We start from the raw sequence: 25,573 nt of genomic DNA on the forward strand, positions 1-25,573 counted from the left end.
ACGATGTTCCGCGCGGCGGCGCGCGCATCAAGCCCAGTGGCCCGGCACCCAGCGCCAGGCCGGGCCGCGCGCGGCCCAGTGTCCGGGCACCCAGTGGTAACCGACGCGCACCACTTGCCAGTGGCCCGGAATCCAGACGTAGCGGCCCTGCCGCCAGTGCCAGTGGCCCTGGTCCCACACGTAGCCCGCGCGCGGCGCCGGCATCACTTCGACGCGCGGCGGCGGCGGTGCGTAAGGCGCGACGATCACGGCCTGCGCGAATGCGGCGGACGCCGCCAGTGCAGCCACGCATCCGGCGGCAAACCGCAATGAACCAGAAAGTTTCATGAAAGACTCCGAAGTAACGGGCATCGACCGGAAGCGGCCGTTCATGCGTTAAACGGAGCGGGCGACAGAAATCCGTCGCGGTGTCGGCGAATAAATTTCGAACGGACCGAACGCGCTTTGGCGCGGGCCGACTGCCGCGCGATGCGCGGGCCAGCGTATCGGCCGCCATACACGGGGTTGCCGTGCTGTCACAACGCGGCAAAACTGCCCCTCGACAATGCGTGTCACCGGGATCCCGCTCGTTTCCGGCCCACGCCCCGGCCGCGCTCGCGCATGGCCGCGCGGCTCCACCTTTCGCGTCCCCATCAACGAAAACTACGACCATGTCGAACCAGGACAATCTCCCTGATCAGCCGAACGAGCCGGCCGCGTCGGTGTCGCGTCGCGGCTTCCTGAAACTCGCCGGCGTATCCGGCCTTGCGACCGCTGCCGGCGGGCTCGCAGCCGCCCGGGCCGCCGCGTCGAATCCGGACGGCACGCCCGAACAGGTCCACCTGACGTGGGGCAACGACCCGACGTCCGAAGTCGTGATCTCGTGGGCGTCGCTCGCACCGGCCGTCAATCCGCGCGCGCGCATCGTCGCCGACGGCGAGCCGGCGCACACGGTGCACGGCGTCCAGCGCCTGTACACCGACGGCCTGAACGGCGAAACCGTGTTCGCGTACCACGCGCGCGTGCACGGGCTGAAGCCGGATACGCGCTACCGCTACGAGATCACGGCCGACAACGACAGCAACGCCGCGCAGCCGTTCGCCGCGAATTTTTCGACCGCGCCGCGCGGGCGCGCGCCGTTCCGCTTCACGAGCTACGGCGATCTCGCGACGCCGAACGGCGCATGGGTGCTGTCGTCGCCGCAGAGCCGCTTCGCGGTGCAGGCCGTCGAGCAGTTCCAGCCGCTGTTCCACCTGCTGAACGGCGACCTCTGCTACGCGAACCTGAACCCCGCGCACCAGCCCGAGGTGTGGCGCGATTTCGGCAACAACAACCAGACGTCGGCCGCGAATCGCCCGTGGATGCCCTGCCCCGGCAATCACGAGATCGAGTTCAACAACGGTCCGCAAGGGCTCGACTCGTATCTCGCGCGCTATACGCTGCCGGAGAACGGCACGCGTTTCCCGGGCCGCTGGTACAGCTTCCGCGTGAGCTCGGTGCTGTTCGTGTCGCTCGACGCCGACGATGTCGTGTACCAGGACGCCGCCGCGTTCGTCGGCGGCCCCGCGCCGCTCGTGCCGGCCGCGAGCACGGGCCGCCCGCCGATCGAGCCCGGCACATCGTTCTACGTGCGCGGCTACAGCAACGGCGAGCAGACGCGCTGGCTCGAACACACGCTGCGCCATGCGGCGCATGACGACGACATCGACTGGATCGTCGTGCAGATGCACCAGGACGCGCTCAGTTCGTCGAAGACGGGCAACGGTTCCGACAAAGGCATTCGCGAGGCATGGCTGCCGCTGTTCGATCGTTACGGCGTCGACCTCGTGCTGTGCGGCCACGATCACGACTACGAGCGCAGCTACCCGGTGCGCGGCTGCAATCACCGCGCGGGCGTCGACGCGACAACCGGCGAAGTGGTCGAGACGCTGCAGCCGCGTCCGGTCGGCTCGAACGACCCGGACCGCACGAAGTTCGACACGAGCCACGGCACGATCCACCTGATCCTCGGCGGTGGCGGCACCAGCGCGCCGCTCGACGTGTACGGCGAGAACCCGTCGACCGGCTTTGCGCGGGCGAAGGTGTTCACGAAGCCGAACCGGCCGGTGCCGGGCACCGCGCCGAACACGTTCGTGCGCCAGCCGGCCGATGCGCTCGAGGATGCGATCTGGTCCGCGCGCCGCGATACGGGCACCGGTTACGGGATCGCGGTGTTCGACCACGACCCGGGCAAGCCGGGCGGCCACACGACGATCACGATGCGCTACTACCACGCGCCGGGCGCCGATCAGCATCCGACCGCGCAGTACGAGCTGTTCGAGACGATCGAGCTGAGCAAGAAGCGGCACGAGCGGTGATCGGGCCGGCGCCCGCTGCGGCGGGCGCCGGTTGCATCGCCATCGAGGAATGGGCGTGCCATGACACGGGTTAGACTGCCCGCTTCGCACATCGGCCCATGAAGATGAGTTTCGAATATCGCATCCACACGACCCCGTCGGCCGACGCATTCAATACAATCGCGGATGCACTGCGGCAAACGCGCGGCGACATCGATGTCGATCCCGACCGACGACGGCTTGAAATTCGCGATGAAACCGGTAGCTGGCCGCTGATCGGCCTGTCGACCGACGAGCACGGGTTCTTCCTCGTCACGACACTCGGGCCAACGCGGGACGCGATGCTCGACGCGATCGGACGCGCGTTGTCGGCAATCGGTGCGGCGTGGCGCATCGACGACGCGTGACCGGCTACCGCGTTCCGCACACGCGCCTGAATCGACCGCACGCACCCGGCCGCTCCCCCGCCAACGTCCGCCGCTCGGTCGCTCCCCGGCTCCGCCCCTTTAAACTATGCGTGTCCGGCGTAATAGCTGCATTGCATTGCCGGTTGCAACTGCCGCACCGCGTGGCGGCCGCAACCGGATTTTTCCGTTCGCGATGACGGCACACGCGAGCGCAACCGAATCATCCGAAATCGAATTTGAATGTCGAAACAAACAGGAAGCATGAAGCGCAACAACAAGAACAAGGCAACGCTCGCCGGGCTCGGCGCGGTGCTGTTGTGGGCCTCGGTGGTCGCCCTCGTCCGCGGGGTCAGCGAAAGCCTCGGTGCGACCGGCGGCGCCGCGATGATCTACACGGTGGCGTCCATGCTTCTGCTGTTTTCGATCGGCTTCCCCGACCTGAGCAAGTTCCCGAAAAACTACCTGCTGTGGGGCGGGCTGCTGTTCGTCTCGTACGAGCTGTGCCTGGCGCTTTCGATCGGGTATGCGAGCAACGGCCGGCAGGCGATCGAAGTCGCGATGGTCAACTACCTGTGGCCGAGCCTGACGCTGGTCGCGGCCATCGTGTTCAACAAGCAGCGTGCCAACCTGCTGGTCGTGCCCGGCGTCCTGCTGTCGATGCTCGGCATCTGCCGGGTGCTTGGCGGCGACCAGGGCCTCGATCCGGCCGGCATGCTGCGCAACGTCGCGGACAATCCGCTGAGCTATGGCCTCGCCTTCTTCGGCGCGCTGATCTGGGCCGGCTATTGCACGGTGACGGCGCGCATTGCCGACGGCAAGAACGGCGTGACGCCGTTCTTCATGCTGGTCGCCGCGGCGCTCTGGATCAAGTTCGCGATCGAGGGCGGCGGCGGCATGACGTTCAGCCTTCACGCGGTCATCTATCTCGTGCTGGCGGCGTCGGCGCTCGGGTTCGGCTATGCGGCATGGAACACCGGCATCATGCACGGCAACGTGACGATCATCGTCGGCGCGTCGTACCTGACGCCGGTGCTCGCGGCCGCGCTCGCCGCGACGCTGCTGCATGCGCCGCTGTCGGTCGAATTCTGGCAAGGCGCGGTGATGGTTTGCGGCGGGTCGATCCTGTGCTGGCTCGCGACACGCAGCCGGCGCAGTGAAAAGGCAGCGCCCGTTCGGGTCGGGAAGGATGCCGAAGGCAATTGCCCCGGATGACGATGCGGGATGCTTCCGACGGGAGGCAGGGTTGCCCGCTCTAGCTTCGCGATTCCAGCGCGATACGCACCGCCAATCCGGCCAGCACGGAGCCCATCAACCAGCGCTGGACCGACGCCCAAACCGGTCGTCCCGCCAGAAAACCCGCGATGGAGCCGGCCATGCAGGCGATCAGCGCGTTGACGCTGACACTCACCGCGATCTGCACGCAGCCGAGCGCCAGCGATTGCGCGAGCACACTGCCGTGCCCCGGTGAAATGAACTGCGGCAGCAGCGACAGATACATCACCGCGATCTTCGGATTCGCGAGGTTCGTGACGAAACCCATCGTGAAGAGCCTGGCGCGGCTGTCGTGCGGCAACTGCCTGACCTGGAACGCGGAGCGGCCGCCCGGCTTCAGCGCCTGCCACGCCAGGTACGACAGATACAGCGCACCGGAAAAGCGCAGCGCGTCGTACGCATACGGCACGGTCATCACCAGCGCGGTGATGCCCAGCGCCGCGCAAACCATGTAGAAAACGAACCCCAGCGCGACGCCGCCGAGCGACACGAGCCCTGCACGGCGGCCCTGGCAGATCGAGCGCGAAACCAGGTAGATCATGTTCGGTCCGGGCGTCAGCACCATGCCGAGCGACACAAGTCCGAACGCAAACAGAGTGGGCAAGGCCGGCACGGCAGGCTCCTTCGCGGCAAGCAGTCAGGGTGACGAGGTTCGAACACTGTATTGCATCTCGATCATCCTCGGCATGAATAAACTGCAAGCCGCCCATGAGCGTCGTTCATCTCGCCGGCCGCGCGCTACCTGCCCTTTTTCGCACGCGCCTGGATCGCTTTCGCTGCTTTGGCGCGTTGTGCGTCGACGAGCCTCACGAACTCGTCGGTGACCGCGTTGCCGGCCACGTTCCACGACAACCGCACGGAACGATGCAGCCTCGGCGACAGTTCCAGCACGCGGCCGCCGAATGGCGTGTACGTGAGCGTGATGCGCGGCACGATCGATACGCCCATGCCGGCCTCCGCCATCGAAAGAATGGTGCGCATCTCCACCACGTTGAACGCCGCCCGGAGCGGCGCGCCGCCACGTGCGAAGTAATCCGCGATCACCGGCCCGCACCCTGCCTTCGAGAAAATGAACGGTGCCGCGGACAACTGTTTTGCCGACACGCTCTTGCGGCCGCCGAACATGCCGTCCGGCGCCACCGCGACAAAATCCTCGTCGAGCAGCGGCAGAGTGTGCGCGAACGTCTTCGTGCCGGCCACCACGCCGATGTCGGCCGTACCGTCGTCGATCCACCCTTCGACTTCGCTGTCCGTGCCTTCGAGCAGCACCGCCGACACGCCCTGGTGCATCTCCTTCAACGCCTCGAGCGCGGGAACGACGAACGCCAGCGAGACGCTCGGCAGCGACGCAACCACCAGCTTGCCTTCGAGCTTGCCGCGCGACAGGCTGAACTGCTGGCGCAGCAGCTGCGCCTCCCGCACCACGCTCTGGACGTACGGCCACAGGCGTTCGCCCGCCGCCGTCAACACCACCGGCTGCCGGTCCCGCCAGAGCAGCTTGACCTGCGTGATGTCCTCCAGCTCGGTCAATGCATGGCTGATCGCGGATTGACTGCGGCTGAGCCGGTCGGCCGCGGCCGTGAGCGAACCGAGTTCGACTACGGCGGCCAGTGCCTGCAACTGGGCAAGCGTCATCGGGTCTCCTTGTTCCGGTGTATGTAAATTTCACATGAGGCAGCGAAGTATCATGAATTATATTGAACCGCCCCGACAGTATCTCAAACGGCACCACGCCAGGCCCCGCGCTGCGCCGCGGTCGAGTCGAACGTCCACGGCAGCGCGCAGCGCGCAGCGCGCAGCGCGCAGCGCGCAGCGCGCAGGCAGGATGCACGTTCGATCCGCCGCGTCGATTGCATGCGCACCGGCCGGCGCTCGAGAATCCATGTCGAACCACGCCACCGCATTGCTCATGCTTGCCGATACGACCTGCCGGCCTGAATCGGGGCCGACCGCCGGCCGCACACGAATAGCCGGCGCGGGCAAGCAATAGCGGTCGGCCCACCGCCATCGATCGCGCATGCGTTCTGAAAGCTGCAAAGCGTAGTATTCGCGGACCCGGCGTATCGCTCCGCCCGACGGCGCGACGATACGTGACCGGCTTTGCTGCCCGCACGCTGACGCCGACGTCAGCGCTGCCCCGTTTTCAAAGGCACGAGATGGAAACCTATGTGTTGCTGGGCTGCGGACTCGGCCTTGGCCTGTTGATCGCCGTCTGGGGAATCTGGTCTCTCCGGTAAGCCGTTCGTCCGAAAGGAATCCGTATGGAGACGGATGGGGAATTGTAGTTTCAGGCAACCCATTTCACCCGATTGCTTCGCAGTCCCATTCAACTGCCCATCGTCGATACGTCCGCGACGGGAGCTCCATGCGTGACCCGTTCGGCCCCGCGCGCTGCCCGGTTCCCCAAGACGCGTTAGACTGTTTCGATGGAACAATGCCGTTATTGCCAGAGAATCCGCGATGAATGGGATTGCCACGGGGACGAATGCCGCCGGGCAATCGCAAAGGCGCTGCGCCGGCAGCGCGCGGGCCTGCCGATGGTGCCCGATCGCATCCGCAACGAACTGCCGTCCGGCGCGCCGACCCAGCAGGTGATCGCCGTCCTGTCGCGCCAGCGCCTGCGCGCGCGCCGCGGCAACGAGGAACGCCGGGAGCGCAAGGAAATCGACGACGACGGCGTCTGATCCGGCCGCACCGCGGCCCGCCCGCGTCATCTCCACCTCCTGCCGTCCTCCCCAGTCGCCACCGGGCGCCCGCCCGTATCACCGCGCCCTTGCAAATCCGGCAATATTGAATGGGGACAGAAGACATTTGTCGCGGGATTATTGCCTCCGCGACAATGATCTTTCGCTGAAATCCACGTTTACCCTGAATCGACCGACGCCTACGATGTAATCAACCGCTTACGACATGGTGTCGAACGCGGAAAGCCAAGACAAACATCGGAGGTCATCATGAAATCGCTCGTTTCCGCAGTCGTTGCCGCTGTCGCCCTGTCCGCTTCGTTCGGCGCATTCGCCCAAAGCACCGTGACCCGCGCGCAGTTGCGCAACGAGCTGGTCCAGCTCGAAAAAGCCGGCTACAAGCCGGGCCTGTCGAGCCCGCACTACCCGGCCGACATCCAGGCCGCGCAAGCCCGCGTGCGCGCCGCCGACAATACCGGCTACGGTGCGCAACCGGCCGAGACCGTCCAGGGTGGCGCACCGGCCGCCAAGGTGCAAAGCCCGCGCGACTCGGTCTACTTCGGCCACTAAGCCTGCCGCTGCGCGCCCCGCGCGCAGTCCGCACATGCAACGAGCCCGTCCGTGACGGGCTCGTTGCGCTTGCATCGCGTGTTTTACCGGCCGGCAGTCACCGGCCGGCACCCGATGCGACGCGGCCGGCCGCGGCTTCGTCCGGCGCAGCGCCGCCGCCGACCAGGTCCTGATAGCGCACGTACGCGCACTGCGCGGACGCCTTCGCCGCATACATCGCCGCGTCGGCCTTGACGAGCAGTTCCTCGGCCGATGCGCCGTCGGCCGGAAACTCGCTGACGCCGATGCTCGCACCGACGGCCACGCGCCGGTCGCCGAACTCCAGTTCTTCCGCCATCACGATCTGGATCCGCGACGCGACATCGCCGATCACCGCCGGTGAACGCACGTCCGCAATCAGCACGATGAATTCGTCGCCGCCGAGCCGCGCGACCATGTCGTCGTTGCGCAGCACGAGGCTCAACCGCTTCGCGACCGCGACGAGCGTACGGTCGCCGGCCGAATGCCCGTGCTGGTCGTTGATCTGCTTGAAGCGGTCGAGATCGACGAACATCACGGCCAGCCCTTCGTGCACCGCGGCCGCATGCCGGATCGCGGCATCGAGATGCTCCATGAACAGCAGGCGGTTCGGCAGCTCGGTCAACGGATCGTGGCCGGCGAGGTGCGTGAGCTCCCGCTGCTTCGCGCGCAGCATCGCGACCTGCGTGCGGATCTCGACACGCATGCTGTCGAAACAGCGCGCGAGCACGCCGATCTCGTCGGCGCGCCGGACCGGAAGCTGTTCGGCGGCCGGATCGTCGAACACGTGCGTCGCGGCGCGCGCGAGCGCCTGCAGCGGCCGCGTGATCGCGCGCGCGAACAGGATCGCGAGAATCACCGCCATCAGGCTCGACACGAGCACCATCCGGACAATCCGTTCGCCGAGCATGCCGGCCGGCGCCAGCACGTCGGCAAGCGGACGCGCCATCCCGAGCACGACGAAGCGGTTGCCCTCGTCGTGCCCGAACGGCGTGCGCGCGAACGCGAACATCTGCCCCGGCGCGTCGTAGGGCTGCTCGAGGCCGTTGAGCGTCACGCTCGTGCGCGCGCTGTCGAACAGCGCGCGCGTGACGGCAAAGCGGTCCTGCATCAGCACCCGCAGGCCGCGATCGAAGCCGAACGTCTGCGCCGGGTCGGGATGCACGAGGAAATCGCCCCACTCGTTCGCGAGATACACCGCATAGTCTTCCGGCAGATCGCGTTCGAGCCGGTCGACCAAGCGCGGCAGCTCGACGTCGACGACCAGCGCGCCGACCGTCTGGCCCGACGTGTCGACGACCGGCGTGCCCACGCGCAGGATCGGCAGCCCTTCGGCTGCGTGCGAACCCGTCTCGTGGTTGATCACGATCGGCGACAGGTAGATATGGCCAGGCTCCGTCGCGAGCGTATCGAATACGTAGGAAAACTGTCCTTTCTCCTGGAACGCACTTTCCGGCAGGACGACGATGCCGTGCGCGTCGCGAACGACGCGAATGTGTTCGAGCCCGAAATGCCCGCTCGCGATCAGGCGAACCTGCAGGTATTCCGGATGATTTCTCATGAAGCTGCAATACACCTGCTCGAGCCGCGTGCGTCGCGCGCTGTCCGGATTGTCGCTGCCCGCGACGGGCGCAGACGACGGCAACTGCGCGAGCACGAGCGCATCGGCGGCAACGTCGGACAGCGCGGTCGTGAAGCGCTGCCCGAGCAACTGGGTCGACATCAGCAGGCTGTGCTGCGCTTCCTGCACGAGCATCGTGCGGTTCGCGCGATACGCGTAATAGCCGGTCGTGCCGGACGCGATCACGCCGATGCACGCGAACAACACCGACAGCTTCGACGTGAGCCCGAGCCGGATCATTTGTCGAACCGCTCCGGCCGGTCGCCCGACACGATGCGGCTCCATAGCGACTCGCGCCGCTCGATGTCTTCGACGGGCTGGAGCCACACGAGATGCTGGTGCCCGGTGTCGATGCCCGGCGGCGGCTCGAGCGTGTTCGCGAGCCCCTGGCGCTCGGTCAGCAGCGCGCCGATCGCCGGTTCGAGCATGTAGTTGATCCACGCGAACGCGAGCCCGGCATGTTGCGCGCCGCGCGTGACGGCCCAGCAGTCGAGCCATGCAAGCGCGCCTTCGTCCGGGATCACGTAGCCGACGTCCGCGCCGGCGCGACGCAACAGCTCGACCTGCTGCGTGCCGTAGTTGCCGAACATCAGCGCCGCTCGATGCTGGACAAACAGCGCGGTCGCCTCTTCGGGAAGCGTGTAGTACGTCAGCAGGTTGCGGCGCAGGTCGATCAGCTTGCGCGCAACCGCGAGCGTCTGCGCGGGCGACAGGCGGAACGGATCGGGATAGCCGAGCGCCAGCGCCGCAAACGAGAAATTGTGCTGCGCGCTGTTGAAGTCGAGCACCTTGCCGCGGTAGCGCGGATTCCACAGCTCGCGCATCGAGCGCGGCGCGGCCGAAACCTGCGTGCGGTCGTAGATCAGCCCCATCGACGAATACGTGAACGGGATCGCGTAGGTCGCGCCCTCCTGCACGAGCCCGCCGATCGTCGCGAGCTGCCGGAAGTTCGGCAACTGCCGCTGCCGGTTCGGGATGCGCGCCAGGTCGATCGGCGCGAGCAGACGTTCGTGCGCATAGCGCTGGATCTCGGCCGTGTTCGCGGCCAGCACGTCGTAAGGCGGCGGCGCCGCGCCGTGCATCCGCGCCCACAGCGCTTCGTCGGAATCGACGAACGTCACTTCGACACGCACATGAAACCGCGCCTCGAATGCGCTGACGACGTCGCGGTCCGCATAGCCGGGCCATGCCAGCACGCGCAGCACGTTGTCGTTGACGGTTTCCGGAGAGTCGGCGAAAGTCGGCAGGCCAGGCGCAAGCAAGCCCAGTGTCAGGATGATGAACAGCGCGCGCACGGCACCGCGGGCGCGCGTACGCGCGCCGATTCTCCTGATCAAGCGGACCCCGTATGAATCGCTCGGCTGCATTCGACCATCCTTTTTCGAGTCGATGCGATATCCCGCAACAAGACCATAAAAAATATGGGCGCGCAATTGGAAGTAGCCGCACGCGGCAGGCGTTGCGCATGCAGACATGCGACATGCCCGGCGCAGTGTCGATCCGGAATCGTTGCGGGCGCACGTACGCGGCAAGCCGGGCGACGAATGATCAGAAGAAAGCGCGTTGCCGGACGCTAACTGGTTCGCATTTCGATGACGACGCATTGCATGCGTCGCATACATGCCTGCGGCCGTCGACGCCGATTGCGCCGGTCCGCCCCATTCGCGGAAATGACCGTCAGCGCGATACCGGCCTGAACTTCGCGATCTGCTTCTTCATCACGTGGCTTCCGAGCTACCTGCTGCCGTCGTGCGGCTTCTCGCTCGCGTCGCTCGGCACGTGGAGCATGCCGCCCGCGCTTTTCTTTTCGGGCCGCGCATCGGACAATGACCCGCGCCCGCCGGCACGGCGCCAATCCGGCCCGCGCGCGGCGACGGCGCCCCCGTCCACGCCGATGAAACGCTACGAAACCCTCGCACACACGATCGCCGACGACATCCGCAACGGCAACCTCGCGGCCGGCACGCGCCTGCCGTCGCTGCGGCAGATCATCGCGCAGCACGGCGTGAGCCAGTCGACGGTGTTTCGCGCGTACTACCAGCTCGAACAGTGGGGGCTGATCCGCGCGCGCGAACGCTCGGGCTACTACGTCGCGCCGGGCGCAACGCCCGAAGCAGGCCCGGCCGCGAAGCGCCGCGCGAGCCGCACCGGCGCATCGCGCAAGGTCGACATCAGCGACCTCGTGTTCTCCGTACTCGATGCCGCCACGCAGCCCGGCATCGTGCCGCTCGGTTCCGCATTCCCGGCACCGCAACTGTTTCCGCTGCCGCGCCTCGCGAAGTCGCTCGCGCAGGCCACGCGGCTCGTCAGCCCATGGAGCACGGTCGTCGACCTGCCGCCCGGCAACGAGGCGCTGCGCCAGCAGATCGCGCGGCGCTATCTCGCGACCGGCGTGTCGCAGCCGATCGACGAGATCGTCGTCACGAACGGCGCGCTCGAAGCGCTGAACCTGTGCCTGATGGCCGTCACGCGGCCCGGCGACGTCGTCGCCGTCGAGGCGCCCGGCTTCTATGCGGCGCTGCAGGCGATCGAGCGGCTCGACCTGCGCGCGGTCGAGATTCCCGTCGATCCGCGCACGGGCCTCGATCTCGATGCGCTCGCGAACGCGCTCGAGCGGCACGACATCCGCGCGTGCTGGTTCATGACCAATTTCCAGAATCCGACCGGCGTCACGCTGTCCGCCGAAAAAAAGCGCGCGCTCGTCGACATGCTGGCGGCGCGCGAGGTGCCGCTGATCGAGGACGACGTCTACGGCGAGCTGCATTTCGGCCCCGACTATCCGCTGCCCGCGCGCGCGTACGACCAACACGGCCTCGTGATGCACTGCAGTTCGTTCTCGAAGACACTCGCGCCCGGCTACCGGATCGGCTGGGCCGCCGCCGGCCGGTTCGCGGAGAAGGTGCAGCGGCTCAAGTTGATGACGACGCTGTCGGCGAGCATTCCCGCGCAGGCCGGCATCGCGAACTATCTCGAGCACGGCGGCTACGACCGCCATCTGCGCAAGCTGCGCGGCGTGCTGCACACGCAGCTCGACCGGATGGACGACGCGCTGCGGCGCTGGCTGCCGGCCGGCGTCGAGTGGGTGCGGCCCGAAGGCGGGTATTTCCTGTGGCTCGCGTTCCCCGACGCGATCGACGCGATGGAACTGCATCGCCAGGCGATCGCGCGCGGGATCAGCTTCGCGCCGGGGCCGCTGTTTTCTGCCGCGCACGGCTTCGAGCGCTGCGTGCGCGTGAACTTCGGCCATCCGTGGAGCCGCGACATCGAGCGCGCGATCCGCGTGCTCGGCGAGCTGGTCGCGCAGCCGTCGGTTCGCAAGGGCGGTTAAAGCGCGCGATGCGCACCATGCGTGCTGCCGGCGCACGGGCCGCGGCCATGCAGCCAATCCGCGCGCGGGTTACATTGCCGGTTTCGCCGCTTTTTCAAGATTTCCCATGAGCCAACTGCCCTACCTCGATCACGACGCGCTGTTGAAACTGACGGCCGAAGCGGCACACGTCACGCAGCCGTGCACGTGCACGAAAACCTCGCTCGCCGGATGGACGAGCCTGCCGCTGTCGCTGCAGGACACGCAGCTGACCGAAGTCGCCACGCTCGCGCCGCCCGGCGATGCGGAGCCGACCTATGCGGAACATCATCCGGCCGGTACGCGCTACGCGTCGGACGATGCGCCGATCGCGCTGCGCCATTTCCCGTACAACCGCTGCAACGTCAGCCGCTGCCGCTCATGCGGCCGCCTGTTCCTGCGCTATCAGGAAGGCGGCGGCTACTTCATCGACCAGCGCATCCGTGCGCTCGATCCGGCGCTCGTCGTCGACGCCGACGCATAAGACACGTCAACCGGCCACGGGCATGCACGACGCATGCCCGGCCCGCCGCGCCGGCGCCGCGCCCGCCATCTGCTGCGCCCTTTTCGTCCCGATCTGCTGCTTGTCCCGCCGCACCGCGTTCCCTACGCTGTCTTCCGTTGCCCGACATCCGTCGCAACGCCCCTCCGAGCCGTGCGCATGCCGCGCCGCGGCTCCTCTCGCGTATCACGTCATGTATCGATATACCGATTTCGACCGGGCGCTCGTGCTGAGCCGCGCCGCCCAGTTTCGCGACCAGCTCGAACGCTGGCAGCACGGCACGCTGAGCGAAGACGCGTTCCGGCCGCTGCGCCTGCAGAACGGCTGGTATGTGCAACGCCACGCGCCAATGCTGCGCGTCGCGGTGCCGTACGGCGAGCTGTCGAGCGCGCAGCTTCGCGTGCTCGCGCGGATCGCGCGCGATTACGATGTGCCCGACGACGCCACCTACCGCGCCGCATGCGACGCGCAGGCATTGCTCGGCACGCTGCGCCTGCCGACCCGCAGCGCGCACTTCACGACACGCACCAACGTGCAGTTCAACTGGATTCCGCTTGCGAAGGCGGCCGACGTGATGGACCTGCTCGCGACCGTCGACATGCACGGCATCCAGACGAGCGGCAACTGCATCCGCAATATTTCGTGCGACGAGCGCGCGGGCGTAGCGCCTGACGAGATCGCCGATCCGCGCCCGTTCGCCGAAGTGATGCGCCAGTGGACGACGCTGCACCCGGAATTCGCGTTCCTGCCGCGCAAGTTCAAGATCGCGATCACCGGTGCCGCCGAAGACCGCGCGGCGACCGACTGGCACGACGTCGGGCTGAAGCTCGTGCGCGACGATGCGGGCGAGCTCGGCTTTCGCGTGAGCGTCGGCGGCGGGATGGGCCGCACGCCGATGATCGCGACGCTGCTGCGCGCGTTCCTGCCGTGGCGGCACGTGATGAACTACATCGAGGCGATCGTCCGCGTGTACAACCGCTACGGGCGGCGCGACAACAAGTACAAGGCGCGGATCAAGATCCTCGTCAAGACCGAGGGGCAGCGCTACATCGACGACGTCGAGGAGGAGTTCCGCCAGATCGTCGACCACGACGGCGGCCCGCACACGATTGCGCAGGCCGAATTCGATCGCGTCGCCGCGTCGTTCGTGCCGCCGCGGCTCGAGCCGCGCACGCTCGACCTGCCCGGCGCGAATGCGCGCATGTCCGCGCAGGCCAGCCATCATCCCGCATTCGCGCGCTGGCTCGCGCGCAATGTCGCCGATCATCGCGATCCGGCGCTGCGCATCGTCACGCTGTCGTTCAAGCGCCGCCTGCAGGCGCCCGGCGACGCGTCGCCGGACCAGCTCGACGCGCTCGCCGATCTCGCCGACCGCTACTCGGCCGGCGAGGCGCGCGTCACGCACACGCAGAACGTCGTGCTGCCGTGGGTACACGTCGACGACCTGTTCCTGCTATGGGAGAACGCACGCGCGATCGGGCTCGCCAGCGCGAACGTCGGGCTGCTGACGGACATGATCGCGTGCCCGGGCGGCGACTTCTGCGCGCTCGCGAACGCGCGCTCGATCCCGATCGCCGACGCGATCGCCGAGCGCTTCCAGGATCTCGACCTGCTGCACGACGTCGGCGACATCGACCTGCACATCAGCGGCTGCATCAACTCGTGCGGCCATCATCACAGCGGCCACCTCGGCATCCTCGGCGTCGACAAGGACGGCGCGGAGTGGTACCAGGTGACGCTCGGCGGGTCGGACGGTTCGACCGCGAGCGGCCCCGCGCGGCCGGGCAAGGTGATCGGCCCGTCGTTCTCGGCGGACGAGATCGTCGATGTCGTCGACGCGATCGTCAACGCGTATCTCGACGCGCGGATCGACGCGAACGGCCGCAGCGAACGATTCATCGACACGGTGCGCCGCATCGGCGCGGAACCGTTCAAGGCCGCCGCGAACGACGCGCGCCACCACGCGGAGCACGCATGAAGCCAGCCAGCGACAACGCAAGCACGAACGCACGCATCCGGCTGCTGACGCCGGCCGACCACGCGGGCGATACTCGGGAACACGACGCTTCGACGCTGACGATCGGCAACGACGAGGAACTGCCGCCGCTTGCCGCGCGGATCGCGCAGGCCGCGCGCATCGACCTGCAGTTCCCGTCGTTCACCGACGGTCGCGCGTACAGCCAGGCGTACCTGCTGCGCAAGCGCTTCGGCTTCGCCGGCGACCTGCGCGCGACCGGCGACGTGCTGGTCGACCAGCTGCTGCTGATGGAGCGCACGGGGTTTTCGAGCGCGGTGCTCGGCGACGACACGGACATCGCGGCCGCGCGCCGGCAGCTCGACCGGTTTCCGGGCTTCTATCAGTGCGATGCGAGAACGGCAACGCCGCCGCACGGCACGGCGACGCAGGCCGGAAAATGAAACGGGCGGCACGCTGGCCGCCCGTACGATGAACCGGAAGCAAACCGGCAGGCACCCGCCGTAAAGCGCGGGCGCCTGCGTTCAGCGCGCCGCCACCGGCTTGCCGAACCCGCCGAGGATCTTCTTCTCGAGCGCGATGTAGTCGCGGCCGAAGTGGTGATCGCCCTGCGTCTTGATCACGTCGGCGCCGGTGTTCGCGAGCGCCGGGCACATCGTGTCCGTCTCTTCCGCGCCGTAGAAGCACTGCACGAGCTGCGGCGGCACCTTCGCGATTTCCGGCGCGACCTTCAGCGCATTGTCGCTCGCGGGCATGCCGAGCCATCCCGTCACGCGGATCTGGAAATCGGCGGACGGCGCGAAGCCGAGCAGCGACATCACCGCGACCTTGTCGCGCAGGTCGGCCGGCAGCCGGTTGTACGCGAACGGCATCACGTCGGCGCCGAACGAATAGCCGACCAGCGCCACGCGGTTCGCATGCCAGCGCGTCATGTAGGTGCGCATCACGCGCGCGAGATCGCGGCTCACCTGCGCGGGCGGCTTCTCGCTCCAGAAATAGCGCAGGCTGTCGATGCCGACCACCGACACGCCGTCGCGCTGCAGCGCCTCGGCGATCGTCTTGTCGAGGTCGCGCCAGCCGCCGTCGCCCGAGATCACGATCGCGAGCCGGCCGCTGCCGCCCTTGGCCGGCAGCTCGACGAGCGGCAGGTCCGACACGTCGAGTTCGTCGCCGCTGCTGCCGCTGTCGCGCAGGTGCGACGTGACGAGCGACACGAGCTTCGTGGTGTCGCCCGCGGCAGCCGTTTCGACGAAACCCGGCATCGCACGGCGCACGATCGTCGGATCGGGCGGGCACGGCTTGAAGCGCGGATCGAGCTTCGGTGCCGGGTTGACCGATACGACGCCGGCGATCGTGTTCTCCGGCGCCATCGCCAGGATCTGCTTCGCGATCGCGCCGCCCCGGCCCACGCCCGCGACGATCGGCGTGAAATAGCGCGACGACTGCGCCAGACGTTCGAGCTGGTGGCTGACCGCCTCGGCGTCGCCGTCGAGGTGATGGCAGGTCTCCTGCTTCGCGGCGAGGTTCGTCGCATAACGCTCGGAATCGACGCCGACCGTCATCGCACCGGCCTTCGCGAGCGCGTCGGCGGCCTGCTGATCGGCGGCATTCCAGCCGGCCTCACGCGAGAACAGCACGACGAAACCGCGCAGCGGCCCGCTCGGCCTGGTCACGGTAACGGGCCCGTAGCGGCCGCCCGACACGGTTTCGGCCTTCACGGCCGCCGGTTGCGCGGCGCACGCGGCGCCGGCCAGCATCATTCCCGCGCAGGCGGCTGCCGCCCGCGCGATTCCCTTCTTCGACATCATGAACGCCGACCTCCAGCCAGCAATGACAGATCCGCAAGCGTGACGAACACGCCGACCGAGCCCGAGGCCGCGAGGTAACGCGGCTCCCAGTGCGGTTCGAACTTGCTCTTGAATGCGCGCAAGCCGCGGAAGTTGTAGAAGCGGCCGCCGAAGCGCCAGACCATCAGTCCGAGCCGGTGCCACGGCGACGGCATCTTCGCCGCCCCCATCCCCGAGAACGGCGCGATGCCCAGGCTCAGCTTGCGGAAGCCCGCTTCCTTCAGATGCAGCGCGAGCTGCGTAAACAGATATTCCATCGCGTACGGCGACGCGTCCGGCAGATGGCGCATCACGCCGACCGTCGCCTCGGTGTTGAGGTCGGTCGTCATGAACGTGACGAACGCGATCGGCTTGTCGGCCTGCCGCACCAGCATCACCGACTGCGTCGCGAGATAACCGTCGTGGAACGCGGCAACCGAGAAGCTCTTCTCGCGCGCGTCGCGGCTGTCGAGCCAGCCGTCGGAGATGTCGCGCAGCGCCGGCAGCGCGACCGGCACGTCGCCCGGCGCGATCACCTCGACCGTCAGCGCGTCCTTGTCGCCGCGGCGCAGCGCATAGCGCAGGTGCGAGCGGTTCGAGCCCTTCAGGTCGAACTGGTCGAGCGCGATATGCGCTTCCTCGCCGAGCTTCATCAGCGTGAGCCCCGCATCGAGATACAGCGGCAGCGCGTTCGCGCGCACCTGATAGAACGCCGCGCGGCCGCTGTGCGCGTGCGCGAGCGCGATGAACTTGCCGATCAGCGCCGGCCATTCTTCGCGCGGCCCGACCGGGTCGTGCAGCGCGGCCCACGTACGGCCGTACTTCGCGTACATCAGGAACGCCTGGCGCGATTCCGAGAACAGGAACGACTTGTCGCCCATCAGCGCGAGGCCCGCATCGCTGCATTCCTGCGCGCGGATGATCCGTTCGGCGTCGAACAGGTCCTGCGGCGCGGGCTTCACGAAACGGCCGGGCGCCGGGCGCAGCAGTTGCCACAGCGCGAACAGCGCGACGAACACGCCGGCCGCGAGCGTCGCGCGCAGCGCACGCGGCGCGCGCGCGTCGAACGAGAAGTGCGACCACAGCTCGCGCGTGTACGGCACGTCGCGGAACGCGAAGAACAGCACCCACACGGCCAGCATCAGCACCATCGTCACCGACACGAACCAGCTCACGGTGAAGCGCTCGGCGAGCAGCGACGAATGGCGGTTGAAGCGGCGGCGGCTGACGAGCAGCAGCACGAGCAGCGTGCCGAGCACGCCGGCCTCGACGAACGCGAGGCCCTTCGCCAGCGACAGCGCGAGGCTCGCGAGCGTCAATGCGAAGGTCATCCACCATGCGCCGTCGAGGCGGCGCAGCAGCCCGCGCGCGACGAACAGCAGCGCGACGCCGAGCACGCTGCAGATCACCTGCGAGCCTTCGAGCACCCACAGCGGCACGAGGTGGCGCAGGATCGCGATCCGGTGCCAGAACGCGGGCGTCGCGCTCGAGATCACCAGCATGCTGCCGACCGCGAACGTCACGAGGCTCAGGAACAGCGGCGCGAGTTGCGACACGCGCACGGCCTGCCGCGTCACGAGCCGGCGGCGCAGCGCGCGGCCCTCGAAACCGGCCAGCAGGCCGGCCGACAGCACGAGCGGCACGCCGAAATAGATCGCGCGATACGCGATCAGCGCGGCGACCATCGCGTGCGCGGGCACTTCGCGGCCGAGCGTGAAGACCATCGCGGCTTCGAACACGCCGATCCCGCCCGGCGTATGGCCGATCATCCCGAGCAGCAGCGCGGCCGCATAGACGGTGATGAAGGTCGGGAAGCCGACCGGCGCCGCCGGCAGCAGCACCCACAGCGTCAGGCCCGCCGCGACGACGTCGAGCACCGCGTAGACGACCTGCATGACGAGATCGCGCCGCGCCGGCACGTCGAACGACAGCCACTTGAAGCGCGTGACGACCGGGCGCGCTGTGTTGCCGCACATCGCGACCAGCGCGGCCAGCACCACGAGCAGCGCCGCGCCGCTCCACGTGAGCACGCCGGGCGCGACGTGCAGCATCGCGGCGAGCGCCTCCGGCACGCAGACCATGCCGACCGCCGTCATCAGCACCATCGCGAGCGCCAGCGTGCCGCTGGTGAACACCGTCATCCGGCCAATCTGCGCGGGCGTGACGCCCGATACGCCGTACACGCGCGCGCGCACCGCGCCGCCCGTCAGCGCACCGAAGCCGGTCGCGTTGCCGAGCGCGGATCCGGCGATCGCGCCGATCCACAGCGCGGCGCGCGGCACCTTCGCGGCGACATAACGCAGGCCGACCGCGTCGCGGGCGACGAGCGCGAGATAGCTGAGCGCCGTCGCGGCCAGCGACGCGCCCCATTCCGCGGCGGACATGTGGCGCAACTGGCGGATCACCGACCGGTAGTCGACGGATTCCGACAGGTGCTGAAACACGACGATCAGCAGCAGGCCGATGCCGAACGCGAGCAGCGGCGACAGCACGCGCTCGTTGCGAACCAGCGCCGAGACACGGGCGATCGCCGCCGCGGCACGGCCCGGCGACCCAGGGTGGCGGGAAGACATAGGTTGTTCAGTGGTGATGCATTGCGAGTCGCGGCGCGGGATGGCCCGGCGGCGACATATCTGGTTGTTCTGCGTGGGCGGTCGGCCAAAGACGGAGGCAGGTGACGCCTGGATCAGAACTTACGAGTATACGGAATTTATATTACAGAATCTTTCAGGTCCGCATTGTGGGGTTTTGTGGCACGCGGGACGCGTCAACATCGCATCAAAATCGTGCGGCCGATCAACGCAAGGTGCGCATCATACCGGGAACCTGAACGTTTTTTTCATCGGATGAATGAGCAGGGATGGATTTGGGAGAAATTCTCCCGGCCGGGCTGCGCGGGAGAGGATGAATTCGGGGTGGGCACGGGGTTTCGGGAATGGGGACGGGTTGATATTCGCGGCCGGCCCCCTTTCGCCCCGGTTCGGGAATATGCCGCTCCAATTACTTCCCCCGCTCATGCTCCGCCAACCCGATCGCCTTGTAGTCGTAAGTCGGATAGAACTCCGTCCGGTACGCGCCCCACGCCGTATCCTCGAGCACCCGATTGACTTCACGCAGCCGCGATGCCGGCAGCCGCAGCACGACGATTTGACCGATCCCCATCGTCACGGTCCAGCTCACCACCTCGACGCCCGGCGGCGGAAACGCCTTGTAGAACCCCTGCTTCGCAAGCTGCGCGTTCAGCTCGGCGAGCGGTCGCGACTGGTCGTGTTTAAGAAAGACGGTCAGGAGCACCGCGTTGTCGGGTGTCGCGGCGGCCGTGCCGGCCGGTATGGTCGACGTCTGGCCGACGGCTGGCGCGCCGCAGGTCGCGGCGGCCGCCAGCACGGCGGCGATCGCAATGGTTCGAATCGGGAAATGCGGGAATACCGGCATGACGCGACTCCGTGGCTTCGTGGGTGGAGCCGCCATCATGCACCTCCGCGCGAATCGCTGCCGGCAGCCGCGCGACAGGATTACGCCACGTCCGCGCCGGCCCGCTCGCGCAGCACGTCGATGAACGCGCGCAACTTGGCCGGCACGTGCTTGCGATTCACGTAATACAGCCACATCGGCGGCAACGTCCGGCACGCACCCGGCAGCACCTCGACGAGCGTGCCGTCACGCAGGTCCTGCTCGATGCGCTCGCGCATGAACGCAAACGCGATCCCGACACCCGCGCGCGCCGCGTCGATCACCGCGTCGGCGTCGTTCGTCACCAATACGCCGTCCGGATCGAGATCGACGTCGCGGCGCCCGTCGTGCAGCAACCACTTATGCAGGCGCCCGCTCTCCGAAAACCGGAAGCGAATGCACGCATGACGCTCGAGCTCCGCGATCGACACTGGCGCGCCGTACCGCGCCAGATAACCGGGCGACGCGACCAGCGCACACGACAGCGCGGGCGCGATCCGTACGCCGATCATGCCCGGCTGCAGCCGGTCGGCGAGCCGGATCCCCGCATCGAAACCATCCTTCGCGATGTCGACCAGCTCGTTCTCGTAGCGGATCTCGAGCCGGACTTTCGGATAGCGCTCGCGGAACACGGCAAGAATCGGCGCGATCACGAGCGTGCGCGCCAGCGGCAGAGCAGTGACGCGCAACAGCCCGCTCGGCTCGCTGCGCGCATCCTTCAGCTCGCCGCGCGCTCGCATGACCTGCCGGTACGCAGGCTCCGTCTGCTGCCAGTAGCGCTGTCCGGCTTCCGTCAGGCTCACGCCGCGCGTGCTGCGATTGAACAGTTTCACGTTCAGCTCGCCCTCGAGCTGCCCGATCGCAAGGCTGACGGCCGCCGGCGTCAGGCCGAGCGCGGCAGCGGCCCGCGTGAAGTTGCCGGCCGTCGCAACGGTCACGAACACGTGCAGCCCGGCCATCGGATCGCGCCTGCCCATCATTAAAAAAACTTGAAACTCTTTCGAGCGGAATGCGGATTCTCCCATATACCGCAACTGCCTACACTGGCCCTGTCGTCCCACCGGAGCCTCGAATGGACCCGCTCACCGCCGCGCTGCCGCTCGCAGCCGCCCGCCGCACGATCGAAGCAGCGCTCGCGCATGCCGCGTCGCTGCAGGTCATGGGCGTCGCCATCGCAATCGTCGATGCCGGCGCGAACCTGCTCGCGTTCGTGCGCACCGACGACTGCTTTCTCGGCGCGATCGATCTCGCGCAGCGCAAGGCGCTGACGGCGATCCGCTTCCGCGCATCGACCGAAGCACTCGGCGCGATGTCGGGCGACGGCCCGCTGCGCGGCATCGAGCACAGTCACGGCGGGCTTGTCACGTTCGGCGGCGGCGAACCGCTCGTCGACGGCAACGGCCGCTGCGTCGGTGCCATCGGCGTCTCGGGCGGCAGCGTCGACGAAGACAGCGCGATCGCCCGGCACTGCCGCGACCGCTTTCAGGCAACCTTTCACACCACAAGGTAGGCACATGGCACAGAAACGCATCCTCATCACCGGCGCAGGCACCGGCTTCGGCCGCGAAGTTGCGCTGCGGCTCGCCGAACGCGGCCACGACGTGACGGCCGGCGTACGCATCACGGCCGAGATCGACAGCCTGACGGCCGCCGCCGCGCAACGCGGCACCGCGCTGCGCGCCATCAAGCTCGACGTCACGTCGGCCCACGATCGCGCCCGCGCGGCCGATCTCGACTTCGACGTGCTCGTCAACAACGCGGGCGTCGGCGAAGCCGGCGCGCTCGTCGACCTGCCGGTCGAGATCGTCCGCGAGCTGTTCGACGTCAATGTGTTCGGGCCGCTCGACCTCACGCAGCAAATCGCGCGCGGCATGCTCGCGCGCCGGCACGGCAAGATCGTGTTCGTGTCGTCGATCGCGGGCCTGATCACGGGGCCGTTCACCGGCGCCTATTGCGCATCGAAGCACGCGGTCGAATCGGTGGCCGAGGCGATGCACGCGGAACTGGCGCCGCACGGCATCCGCGTCGCGGTCGTGAACCCCGGCCCGTACAGCACCGGCTTCAACGACCGGATGATGGAAACGACACGGCGCTGGCACGATCCGGCCGTCCACACCGTGACGCCCGAGCGGTTGACGTTCCCGCTCGAACAGCACGATCCCGAGGAAATGATCGCGAAGATGGTCGACGTGATCGAACGCGACGGCGGCGCATTCCGCAACCTGCTGCCACAGTCGTCGGAAGCGTTCGTGCGTGCCGAACAGGCGCGCGCGTGGGATCGGCAGCAGTGACGCAAGCTGTTGGCGGCCGACGGGTCACACCGTGTCCGTCATCGACCGCCATCCCGGCGGCCCGGACCGCCGCCGGCTGGCCGATCACCGTGCCAGGCCGGCCAGCCGGCACGGCCGCGTCAAGCCGCCCGGCCTGCGTTCAATACACGTCCCGCATATAGCGCCGCGCCTTCGCGAGCCGCGCGACGTAGTCGTTCGCGTCGTCGTCCGACATTCCGCCGTGCTCGGCAACGACCGCCTTCAGCGCCGTATCGACATCCTTCGCCATCCGCGACGCGTCGCCGCACACGTAGAAGTGCGCGCCTTCCTCCAGCCATGCGAACAGCTCGGCGCCCTGCTCGCGCATCCGGTCCTGCACGTAGATCTTGTCGGCCTGGTCGCGCGAGAACGCGAGATCGAGCCGCGTCAGGAAGCCGCTGTCGTGCATCGCGCCCAGCTCGTCGCCGTAGTAGAAGTCGGTCTGCGCGTGCTGCTCGCCGAAGAACAGCCAGTTGCGCCCGCGCGCGCCGCGCGCCTGCCGCTCGTGCAGGAAACCGCGGAACGGCGCGACGCCGGTGCCCGGGCCGACCATCACGATCGGCACGTCGCCGTTCACCGGCGGCCGGAAATGCGCGGACTTCTGCACGAACACGGGCACGCGGCCGTCGTCCGCGCGATCGGCGAGGAACGTCGACGCGACGCCTTTGCGCGCGCGCCGGCCGTTGTGATAACGCACGGCCGACACGGTCAGGTGGATCTCGCCCTGGTGCGCGCTCGGGCTCGACGCGATCGAATAAAGGCGCGGCTGCAGCCGCTTCAGCATCCCGACCAGCTCGGTGCCCGACAGCTCGACCGGAAACTCGTGCAGCACGTCCGCAAGCTGCTGCCCCCACAACCATTGCTTCAGGTCGCCCTTGCGGTCGTCGCCGAGCAGCGATTTCAGCGCGCCGTTCGCGCTGCGCGACGCGATGAACGCGAGCGTGTCCGGATGCGGGCGCGTGATGTCGAAGTGGCGCGCGAGCGCGTCGCCGAGCCGCACGTCGCCGACGCCCGCCACCGACACGGGCGCGTCGGCCTTCAGCGCGGTGACGGACAGCAACTCGTCGACCAGCTCAGGGCAGTTGGTCGGCCACACGCCGAGCGCGTCGCCGGTTTCGTATTCGAGGTTCGCGCCTTCGGTCGACAGCGACACATAACGCGTGTCCTTAGCGGCGCCCGGACGGTTCAGCCGCAGGTTCGCGACGAGCTTCGACGGCGCCGGATGCGCCTTCGACGGCAGCAGCCCCGACGGGCTCATGCCGCCGGACGGCACCGCGTGCAGCGCGGCATCGGCCTCCTTGATCCGCACGACGACGCGTTCGAGCCACTGGTCCGCATCGTTCTGGAATTCGACGTCGCAATCGACGCGCGCGCACAGGCGTGCGGCGCCGAGTTCCGCGAGCCGCGCATCGAGCCGGCGGCCGTGGCCGCAGAACTGGTCGTAGTTGCGATCGCCGAACGCGAGCACCGCGAAGTGCACGCCGTCGAGGCGCGCGGCGCTGCCGGCCTGCAGCGCGTCCCAGAATTCGCTGCCGTTGTCGGGCGCATCGCCGTCGCCGAACGTGCTGGTCATCAGCAGCACGTATTGCGCGCCCGCGAGCGACGCGACCGGATAGTCGGACATGCATGCGGTGCGGATCTCGAAGCCCGCGTTCATCAGCTGCGTCGCGTAATCCTCGGTCAGCGATTCGATGTTGCCGGTCTGCGATGCCCACAGCAGCACGACCTTCGGGCGCGTGCGCACGATCCGCACGCCGCCGGTTGCAGCGGCATCGGCCGGCAGCGCAGGCAGCGCGGCAACCGGAGAACTCGCGGGCAGCGAACGGCTGAAAAGGCCCGCGAGCATCCCGTCGAGCCAGAACCGCACCGGTGGCGTGAGCGGCGCGCCGGCCGGCAGCACCGGCACGCCGCCCTCGCGGCGGCCGGCGCTCGCCTTCAGCCCGCTGACGAGGCCGGCCACGTACAGCCGTTCCGTGTCGGTCAACGGCGGCGGCGCGAAATCGGTAACACCGAGCGCGGCCGCGAAAGTGTCGATGTCTGCCATGTCGGATTCCTGTGAAGCAGTGGCCTGCACCATCGTCGAAGCGGGCCGTGCGTCGTCGGCGCACGCGTCGGGTTGTGCCGTCTCGTCGTCGGCGGACGCGAACGCGTCGGTCTCGACGCGCCGCAGCGCGACCGCGCAATATTTCAGTTCGGGTTGCTGCGATTCGGCATCGATCGCGTCGTTCGTCACCGCGTTGATGCACAGGTCGTCGCCGTACACGTCGTTCCAGTGCATCGGCGCGAAGCAGTTGCCGCGCCGCACGCGCTCGGTCACGACGGCCGGCAGCACCGCGCGGCCGCGCGCCGAGCGGATCTCGACGCTGTCCTTCGCGGCAATGCCGAGCGCGCTCGCATCGTCCGGGTGAAGCTCGACGAACGGGCGCGGGTTCAGCTTGTTCAGCATCGCGACCTTGCCCGTCTTCGTCATCGTGTGCCATTGATGCTGCAGCCGCCCGGTGTTCAGCACGATCGGGAACGTGTCGTCGGGCAGCTCGGCCGGATCGACGTGCGGCCGCGCGAAAAAGCGCGCCTTGCCCGACGGCGTCGGGAACCCGAGATGCGGTGCAGCGCTCCCGTCGGCCGCCGTGCGCAGCGTCTGGCTCACGCCGTCGTTCAGGTAGCGGATCGGGTGCCGCTCGCGCGCGGTGCCCGGCGCGACCGGCCACTGCACCGGGCCGTCGCGCAGCGCCGCGTGGCTCGCGCCGCGCAGGTCGTAGCCCGTCGCCGGATTCGAGAAACGGACGATCTCGTCGAACACGTCGGCCGCCGACGCATAGTCGAACGCGTCGCCGAAGCCCATCGCGCGCGCGACTTCCGCGACGATGCGCCAGTCGGGCAGCGCGTCGCCGGGCGGTGCGACCGCGGCACGCATCAGCGTCATGTTGCGTTCGGAGTTGATCATCACGCCGTCGCCCTCGGCCCACAGCGCGCCGGGCAGCAGGATGTCCGCGTAGCGGTTGGTCTCGGTGTCGAGGAACGCATCCTGCGCGATCACGAGCTCCGCGGCCTGCAATCCGGCGATCACGTTCTGCCGGTTCGGCACGGTCGCGACCGGGTTCGTGCAGACGATCCAGCACGCCTTGATGTCGCCGGCCGCCATCCGCGAGAACAGGTCGACGGTGCCCTGGCCGGTTTCCTTGCGCAGCGGGGGGGGGGGGGGGGGGGCGCGGGGGGCGGGGGGGGGGGGGGGGGGGGGGGGGGGGGGGGGGGGGGGGGGGGGGGGGGGGGGGGGG

At 68.4% G+C, this 25,573-nt stretch carries 21 protein-coding genes; 11 read left to right on the top strand and 10 right to left on the bottom strand.

Annotation, left to right across the window (positions count from 1 at the left end; all coding sequences use genetic code 11):
- Positions 1–27 precede the first annotated feature (27 nt).
- Positions 28–327 carry a YXWGXW repeat-containing protein gene (locus ACPUER_RS13140; RefSeq protein ID WP_425131312.1) on the bottom strand — a complete coding sequence of 100 codons (300 nt, stop codon included), beginning with the start codon at positions 325–327 and terminating at the stop codon, positions 28–30.
- A 323-nt stretch (positions 328–650) separates the two neighbouring features.
- Here ACPUER_RS13140 and ACPUER_RS13145 point away from each other — a divergent pair, with 323 nt between their 5' ends.
- From ACPUER_RS13145 to yddG, 3 genes are all read left to right on the top strand, one after another.
- Positions 651–2,336, top strand: a complete 1,686-nt coding sequence (locus tag ACPUER_RS13145) for a purple acid phosphatase family protein (protein ID WP_425131313.1) — start codon at positions 651–653, stop codon at positions 2,334–2,336.
- A gap of 98 nt (positions 2,337–2,434) precedes the next feature.
- A complete protein-coding gene (locus ACPUER_RS13150; RefSeq protein ID WP_425131314.1) occupies positions 2,435–2,722 on the top strand; it encodes a hypothetical protein in 288 nt (95 codons plus the stop codon).
- Between the two features lie 261 nt (positions 2,723–2,983).
- Positions 2,984–3,934 carry an aromatic amino acid DMT transporter YddG gene (yddG, locus tag ACPUER_RS13155; protein WP_425131315.1) on the top strand — a complete coding sequence of 317 codons (951 nt, stop codon included), beginning with the start codon at positions 2,984–2,986 and terminating at the stop codon, positions 3,932–3,934.
- Between the two features lie 40 nt (positions 3,935–3,974).
- On the opposite strand, the gene ACPUER_RS13160 is transcribed toward yddG, so the two are convergent.
- Positions 3,975–4,607 (bottom strand): LysE family translocator, encoded by a 633-nt coding sequence (locus ACPUER_RS13160; protein WP_425131316.1) that lies wholly within the window; start codon positions 4,605–4,607, stop codon positions 3,975–3,977.
- 125 nt (positions 4,608–4,732) lie between these two features.
- Positions 4,733–5,629, bottom strand: coding sequence for a LysR family transcriptional regulator (locus ACPUER_RS13165; RefSeq protein WP_105391943.1), 897 nt, complete (start codon positions 5,627–5,629; stop codon positions 4,733–4,735).
- Between the two features lie 791 nt (positions 5,630–6,420).
- Between ACPUER_RS13165 and ACPUER_RS13170 the strand changes: the two genes are divergently transcribed.
- Both ACPUER_RS13170 and ACPUER_RS13175 read left to right on the top strand, forming a co-directional pair.
- Positions 6,421–6,678: a hypothetical protein gene (locus tag ACPUER_RS13170; RefSeq protein WP_006478949.1), complete on the top strand. Its 258-nt coding sequence runs from the start codon at positions 6,421–6,423 to the stop codon at positions 6,676–6,678.
- A gap of 270 nt (positions 6,679–6,948) precedes the next feature.
- Positions 6,949–7,248: a DUF4148 domain-containing protein gene (locus ACPUER_RS13175; protein ID WP_175963516.1), complete on the top strand. Its 300-nt coding sequence runs from the start codon at positions 6,949–6,951 to the stop codon at positions 7,246–7,248.
- 97 nt (positions 7,249–7,345) lie between these two features.
- Here ACPUER_RS13175 and ACPUER_RS13180 read toward each other — a convergent pair whose 3' ends face one another.
- A complete protein-coding gene (locus ACPUER_RS13180) occupies positions 7,346–9,127 on the bottom strand; it encodes a diguanylate cyclase domain-containing protein (protein ID WP_425131317.1) in 1,782 nt (593 codons plus the stop codon).
- Positions 9,124–10,254: an ABC transporter substrate-binding protein gene (locus ACPUER_RS13185; RefSeq protein ID WP_425131318.1), complete on the bottom strand. Its 1,131-nt coding sequence runs from the start codon at positions 10,252–10,254 to the stop codon at positions 9,124–9,126. Before ACPUER_RS13185 ends, ACPUER_RS13180 begins: the two co-directional genes overlap by 4 nt.
- A gap of 527 nt (positions 10,255–10,781) precedes the next feature.
- Here ACPUER_RS13185 and ACPUER_RS13190 point away from each other — a divergent pair.
- The 4 genes from ACPUER_RS13190 to ACPUER_RS13205 all read left to right on the top strand — a co-directional run bounded on the left by ACPUER_RS13190 (position 10,782) and on the right by ACPUER_RS13205 (position 15,153).
- Entirely contained in the window at positions 10,782–12,215 is a 1,434-nt protein-coding gene (locus ACPUER_RS13190; protein WP_310137911.1) for a PLP-dependent aminotransferase family protein, read from the top strand.
- Between the two features lie 106 nt (positions 12,216–12,321).
- Positions 12,322–12,717, top strand: a complete 396-nt coding sequence (locus tag ACPUER_RS13195) for a hypothetical protein (RefSeq protein WP_175963513.1) — start codon at positions 12,322–12,324, stop codon at positions 12,715–12,717.
- A gap of 211 nt (positions 12,718–12,928) precedes the next feature.
- A complete protein-coding gene (locus ACPUER_RS13200; RefSeq protein WP_425131319.1) occupies positions 12,929–14,713 on the top strand; it encodes a nitrite/sulfite reductase in 1,785 nt (594 codons plus the stop codon).
- The gene (locus ACPUER_RS13205) at positions 14,710–15,153 is read left to right on the top strand and encodes a DUF934 domain-containing protein (RefSeq protein ID WP_175963511.1); all 444 of its coding nucleotides are present in this window, start codon (positions 14,710–14,712) and stop codon (positions 15,151–15,153) included. Before ACPUER_RS13200 ends, ACPUER_RS13205 begins: the two co-directional genes overlap by 4 nt.
- 81 nt (positions 15,154–15,234) lie before the next feature.
- Here the strand turns inward: ACPUER_RS13205 and ACPUER_RS13210 are convergent, their stop codons facing one another.
- The 4 genes from ACPUER_RS13210 to ACPUER_RS13225 all read right to left on the bottom strand — a co-directional run bounded on the left by ACPUER_RS13210 (position 15,235) and on the right by ACPUER_RS13225 (position 20,966).
- Positions 15,235–16,518 (bottom strand): virulence factor family protein, encoded by a 1,284-nt coding sequence (locus ACPUER_RS13210; protein WP_175963510.1) that lies wholly within the window; start codon positions 16,516–16,518, stop codon positions 15,235–15,237.
- A complete protein-coding gene (gene mprF, locus ACPUER_RS13215) occupies positions 16,515–19,109 on the bottom strand; it encodes a bifunctional lysylphosphatidylglycerol flippase/synthetase MprF (RefSeq protein WP_175963509.1) in 2,595 nt (864 codons plus the stop codon). Before mprF ends, ACPUER_RS13210 begins: the two co-directional genes overlap by 4 nt.
- A 427-nt stretch (positions 19,110–19,536) precedes the next feature.
- Positions 19,537–19,971 carry a hypothetical protein gene (locus ACPUER_RS13220; protein ID WP_425131320.1) on the bottom strand — a complete coding sequence of 145 codons (435 nt, stop codon included), beginning with the start codon at positions 19,969–19,971 and terminating at the stop codon, positions 19,537–19,539.
- A gap of 80 nt (positions 19,972–20,051) precedes the next feature.
- Complete coding sequence (locus ACPUER_RS13225) at positions 20,052–20,966, bottom strand: LysR family transcriptional regulator (protein ID WP_175963582.1); 915 nt, start codon at positions 20,964–20,966, stop codon at positions 20,052–20,054.
- Between the two features lie 95 nt (positions 20,967–21,061).
- On the opposite strand from ACPUER_RS13225, the gene ACPUER_RS13230 reads away from it, so the two are divergent.
- Both ACPUER_RS13230 and ACPUER_RS13235 read left to right on the top strand, forming a co-directional pair.
- The gene (locus ACPUER_RS13230) at positions 21,062–21,499 is read left to right on the top strand and encodes a GlcG/HbpS family heme-binding protein (protein ID WP_425131321.1); all 438 of its coding nucleotides are present in this window, start codon (positions 21,062–21,064) and stop codon (positions 21,497–21,499) included.
- Positions 21,500–21,503: 4 nt separating this feature from the next.
- Positions 21,504–22,280 (top strand): SDR family oxidoreductase, encoded by a 777-nt coding sequence (locus tag ACPUER_RS13235; RefSeq protein ID WP_425131322.1) that lies wholly within the window; start codon positions 21,504–21,506, stop codon positions 22,278–22,280.
- Between the two features lie 139 nt (positions 22,281–22,419).
- On the opposite strand, the gene ACPUER_RS13240 is transcribed toward ACPUER_RS13235, so the two are convergent.
- Positions 22,420–25,573, bottom strand: a 3,154-nt coding sequence (locus tag ACPUER_RS13240; RefSeq protein ID WP_425131323.1) for a molybdopterin dinucleotide binding domain-containing protein, incomplete at its 5' end; no start/stop codon positions are given.

The sequence above is a fragment of the Burkholderia sp. DN3021 genome (genome assembly GCF_049805555.1).
Classification (GTDB): domain Bacteria; phylum Pseudomonadota; class Gammaproteobacteria; order Burkholderiales; family Burkholderiaceae; genus Burkholderia; species Burkholderia pyrrocinia_C.

Coding starts and splice junctions, on each gene's coding strand:
- ACPUER_RS13175 (WP_175963516.1), top strand. CDS start 6,949: ATGAAATCGCTCGTTTCCGCAGTCGTTGCCGCTGTCGCCCTGTCCGCT.
- ACPUER_RS13165 (WP_105391943.1), bottom strand. CDS start 5,629: ATGACGCTTGCCCAGTTGCAGGCACTGGCCGCCGTAGTCGAACTCGGT.
- ACPUER_RS13145 (WP_425131313.1), top strand. CDS start 651: ATGTCGAACCAGGACAATCTCCCTGATCAGCCGAACGAGCCGGCCGCG.
- ACPUER_RS13150 (WP_425131314.1), top strand. CDS start 2,435: ATGAAGATGAGTTTCGAATATCGCATCCACACGACCCCGTCGGCCGAC.
- ACPUER_RS13140 (WP_425131312.1), bottom strand. CDS start 327: ATGAAACTTTCTGGTTCATTGCGGTTTGCCGCCGGATGCGTGGCTGCA.
- mprF (WP_175963509.1), bottom strand. CDS start 19,109: ATGTCTTCCCGCCACCCTGGGTCGCCGGGCCGTGCCGCGGCGGCGATC.
- ACPUER_RS13235 (WP_425131322.1), top strand. CDS start 21,504: ATGGCACAGAAACGCATCCTCATCACCGGCGCAGGCACCGGCTTCGGC.
- ACPUER_RS13180 (WP_425131317.1), bottom strand. CDS start 9,127: ATGATCCGGCTCGGGCTCACGTCGAAGCTGTCGGTGTTGTTCGCGTGC.
- ACPUER_RS13225 (WP_175963582.1), bottom strand. CDS start 20,966: ATGGGCAGGCGCGATCCGATGGCCGGGCTGCACGTGTTCGTGACCGTT.
- ACPUER_RS13185 (WP_425131318.1), bottom strand. CDS start 10,254: ATGCAGCCGAGCGATTCATACGGGGTCCGCTTGATCAGGAGAATCGGC.
- ACPUER_RS13205 (WP_175963511.1), top strand. CDS start 14,710: ATGAAGCCAGCCAGCGACAACGCAAGCACGAACGCACGCATCCGGCTG.
- ACPUER_RS13195 (WP_175963513.1), top strand. CDS start 12,322: ATGAGCCAACTGCCCTACCTCGATCACGACGCGCTGTTGAAACTGACG.
- yddG (WP_425131315.1), top strand. CDS start 2,984: ATGAAGCGCAACAACAAGAACAAGGCAACGCTCGCCGGGCTCGGCGCG.
- ACPUER_RS13200 (WP_425131319.1), top strand. CDS start 12,929: ATGTATCGATATACCGATTTCGACCGGGCGCTCGTGCTGAGCCGCGCC.
- ACPUER_RS13170 (WP_006478949.1), top strand. CDS start 6,421: ATGGAACAATGCCGTTATTGCCAGAGAATCCGCGATGAATGGGATTGC.
- ACPUER_RS13210 (WP_175963510.1), bottom strand. CDS start 16,518: ATGATGTCGAAGAAGGGAATCGCGCGGGCGGCAGCCGCCTGCGCGGGA.
- ACPUER_RS13220 (WP_425131320.1), bottom strand. CDS start 19,971: ATGCCGGTATTCCCGCATTTCCCGATTCGAACCATTGCGATCGCCGCC.
- ACPUER_RS13230 (WP_425131321.1), top strand. CDS start 21,062: ATGGACCCGCTCACCGCCGCGCTGCCGCTCGCAGCCGCCCGCCGCACG.
- ACPUER_RS13190 (WP_310137911.1), top strand. CDS start 10,782: ATGAAACGCTACGAAACCCTCGCACACACGATCGCCGACGACATCCGC.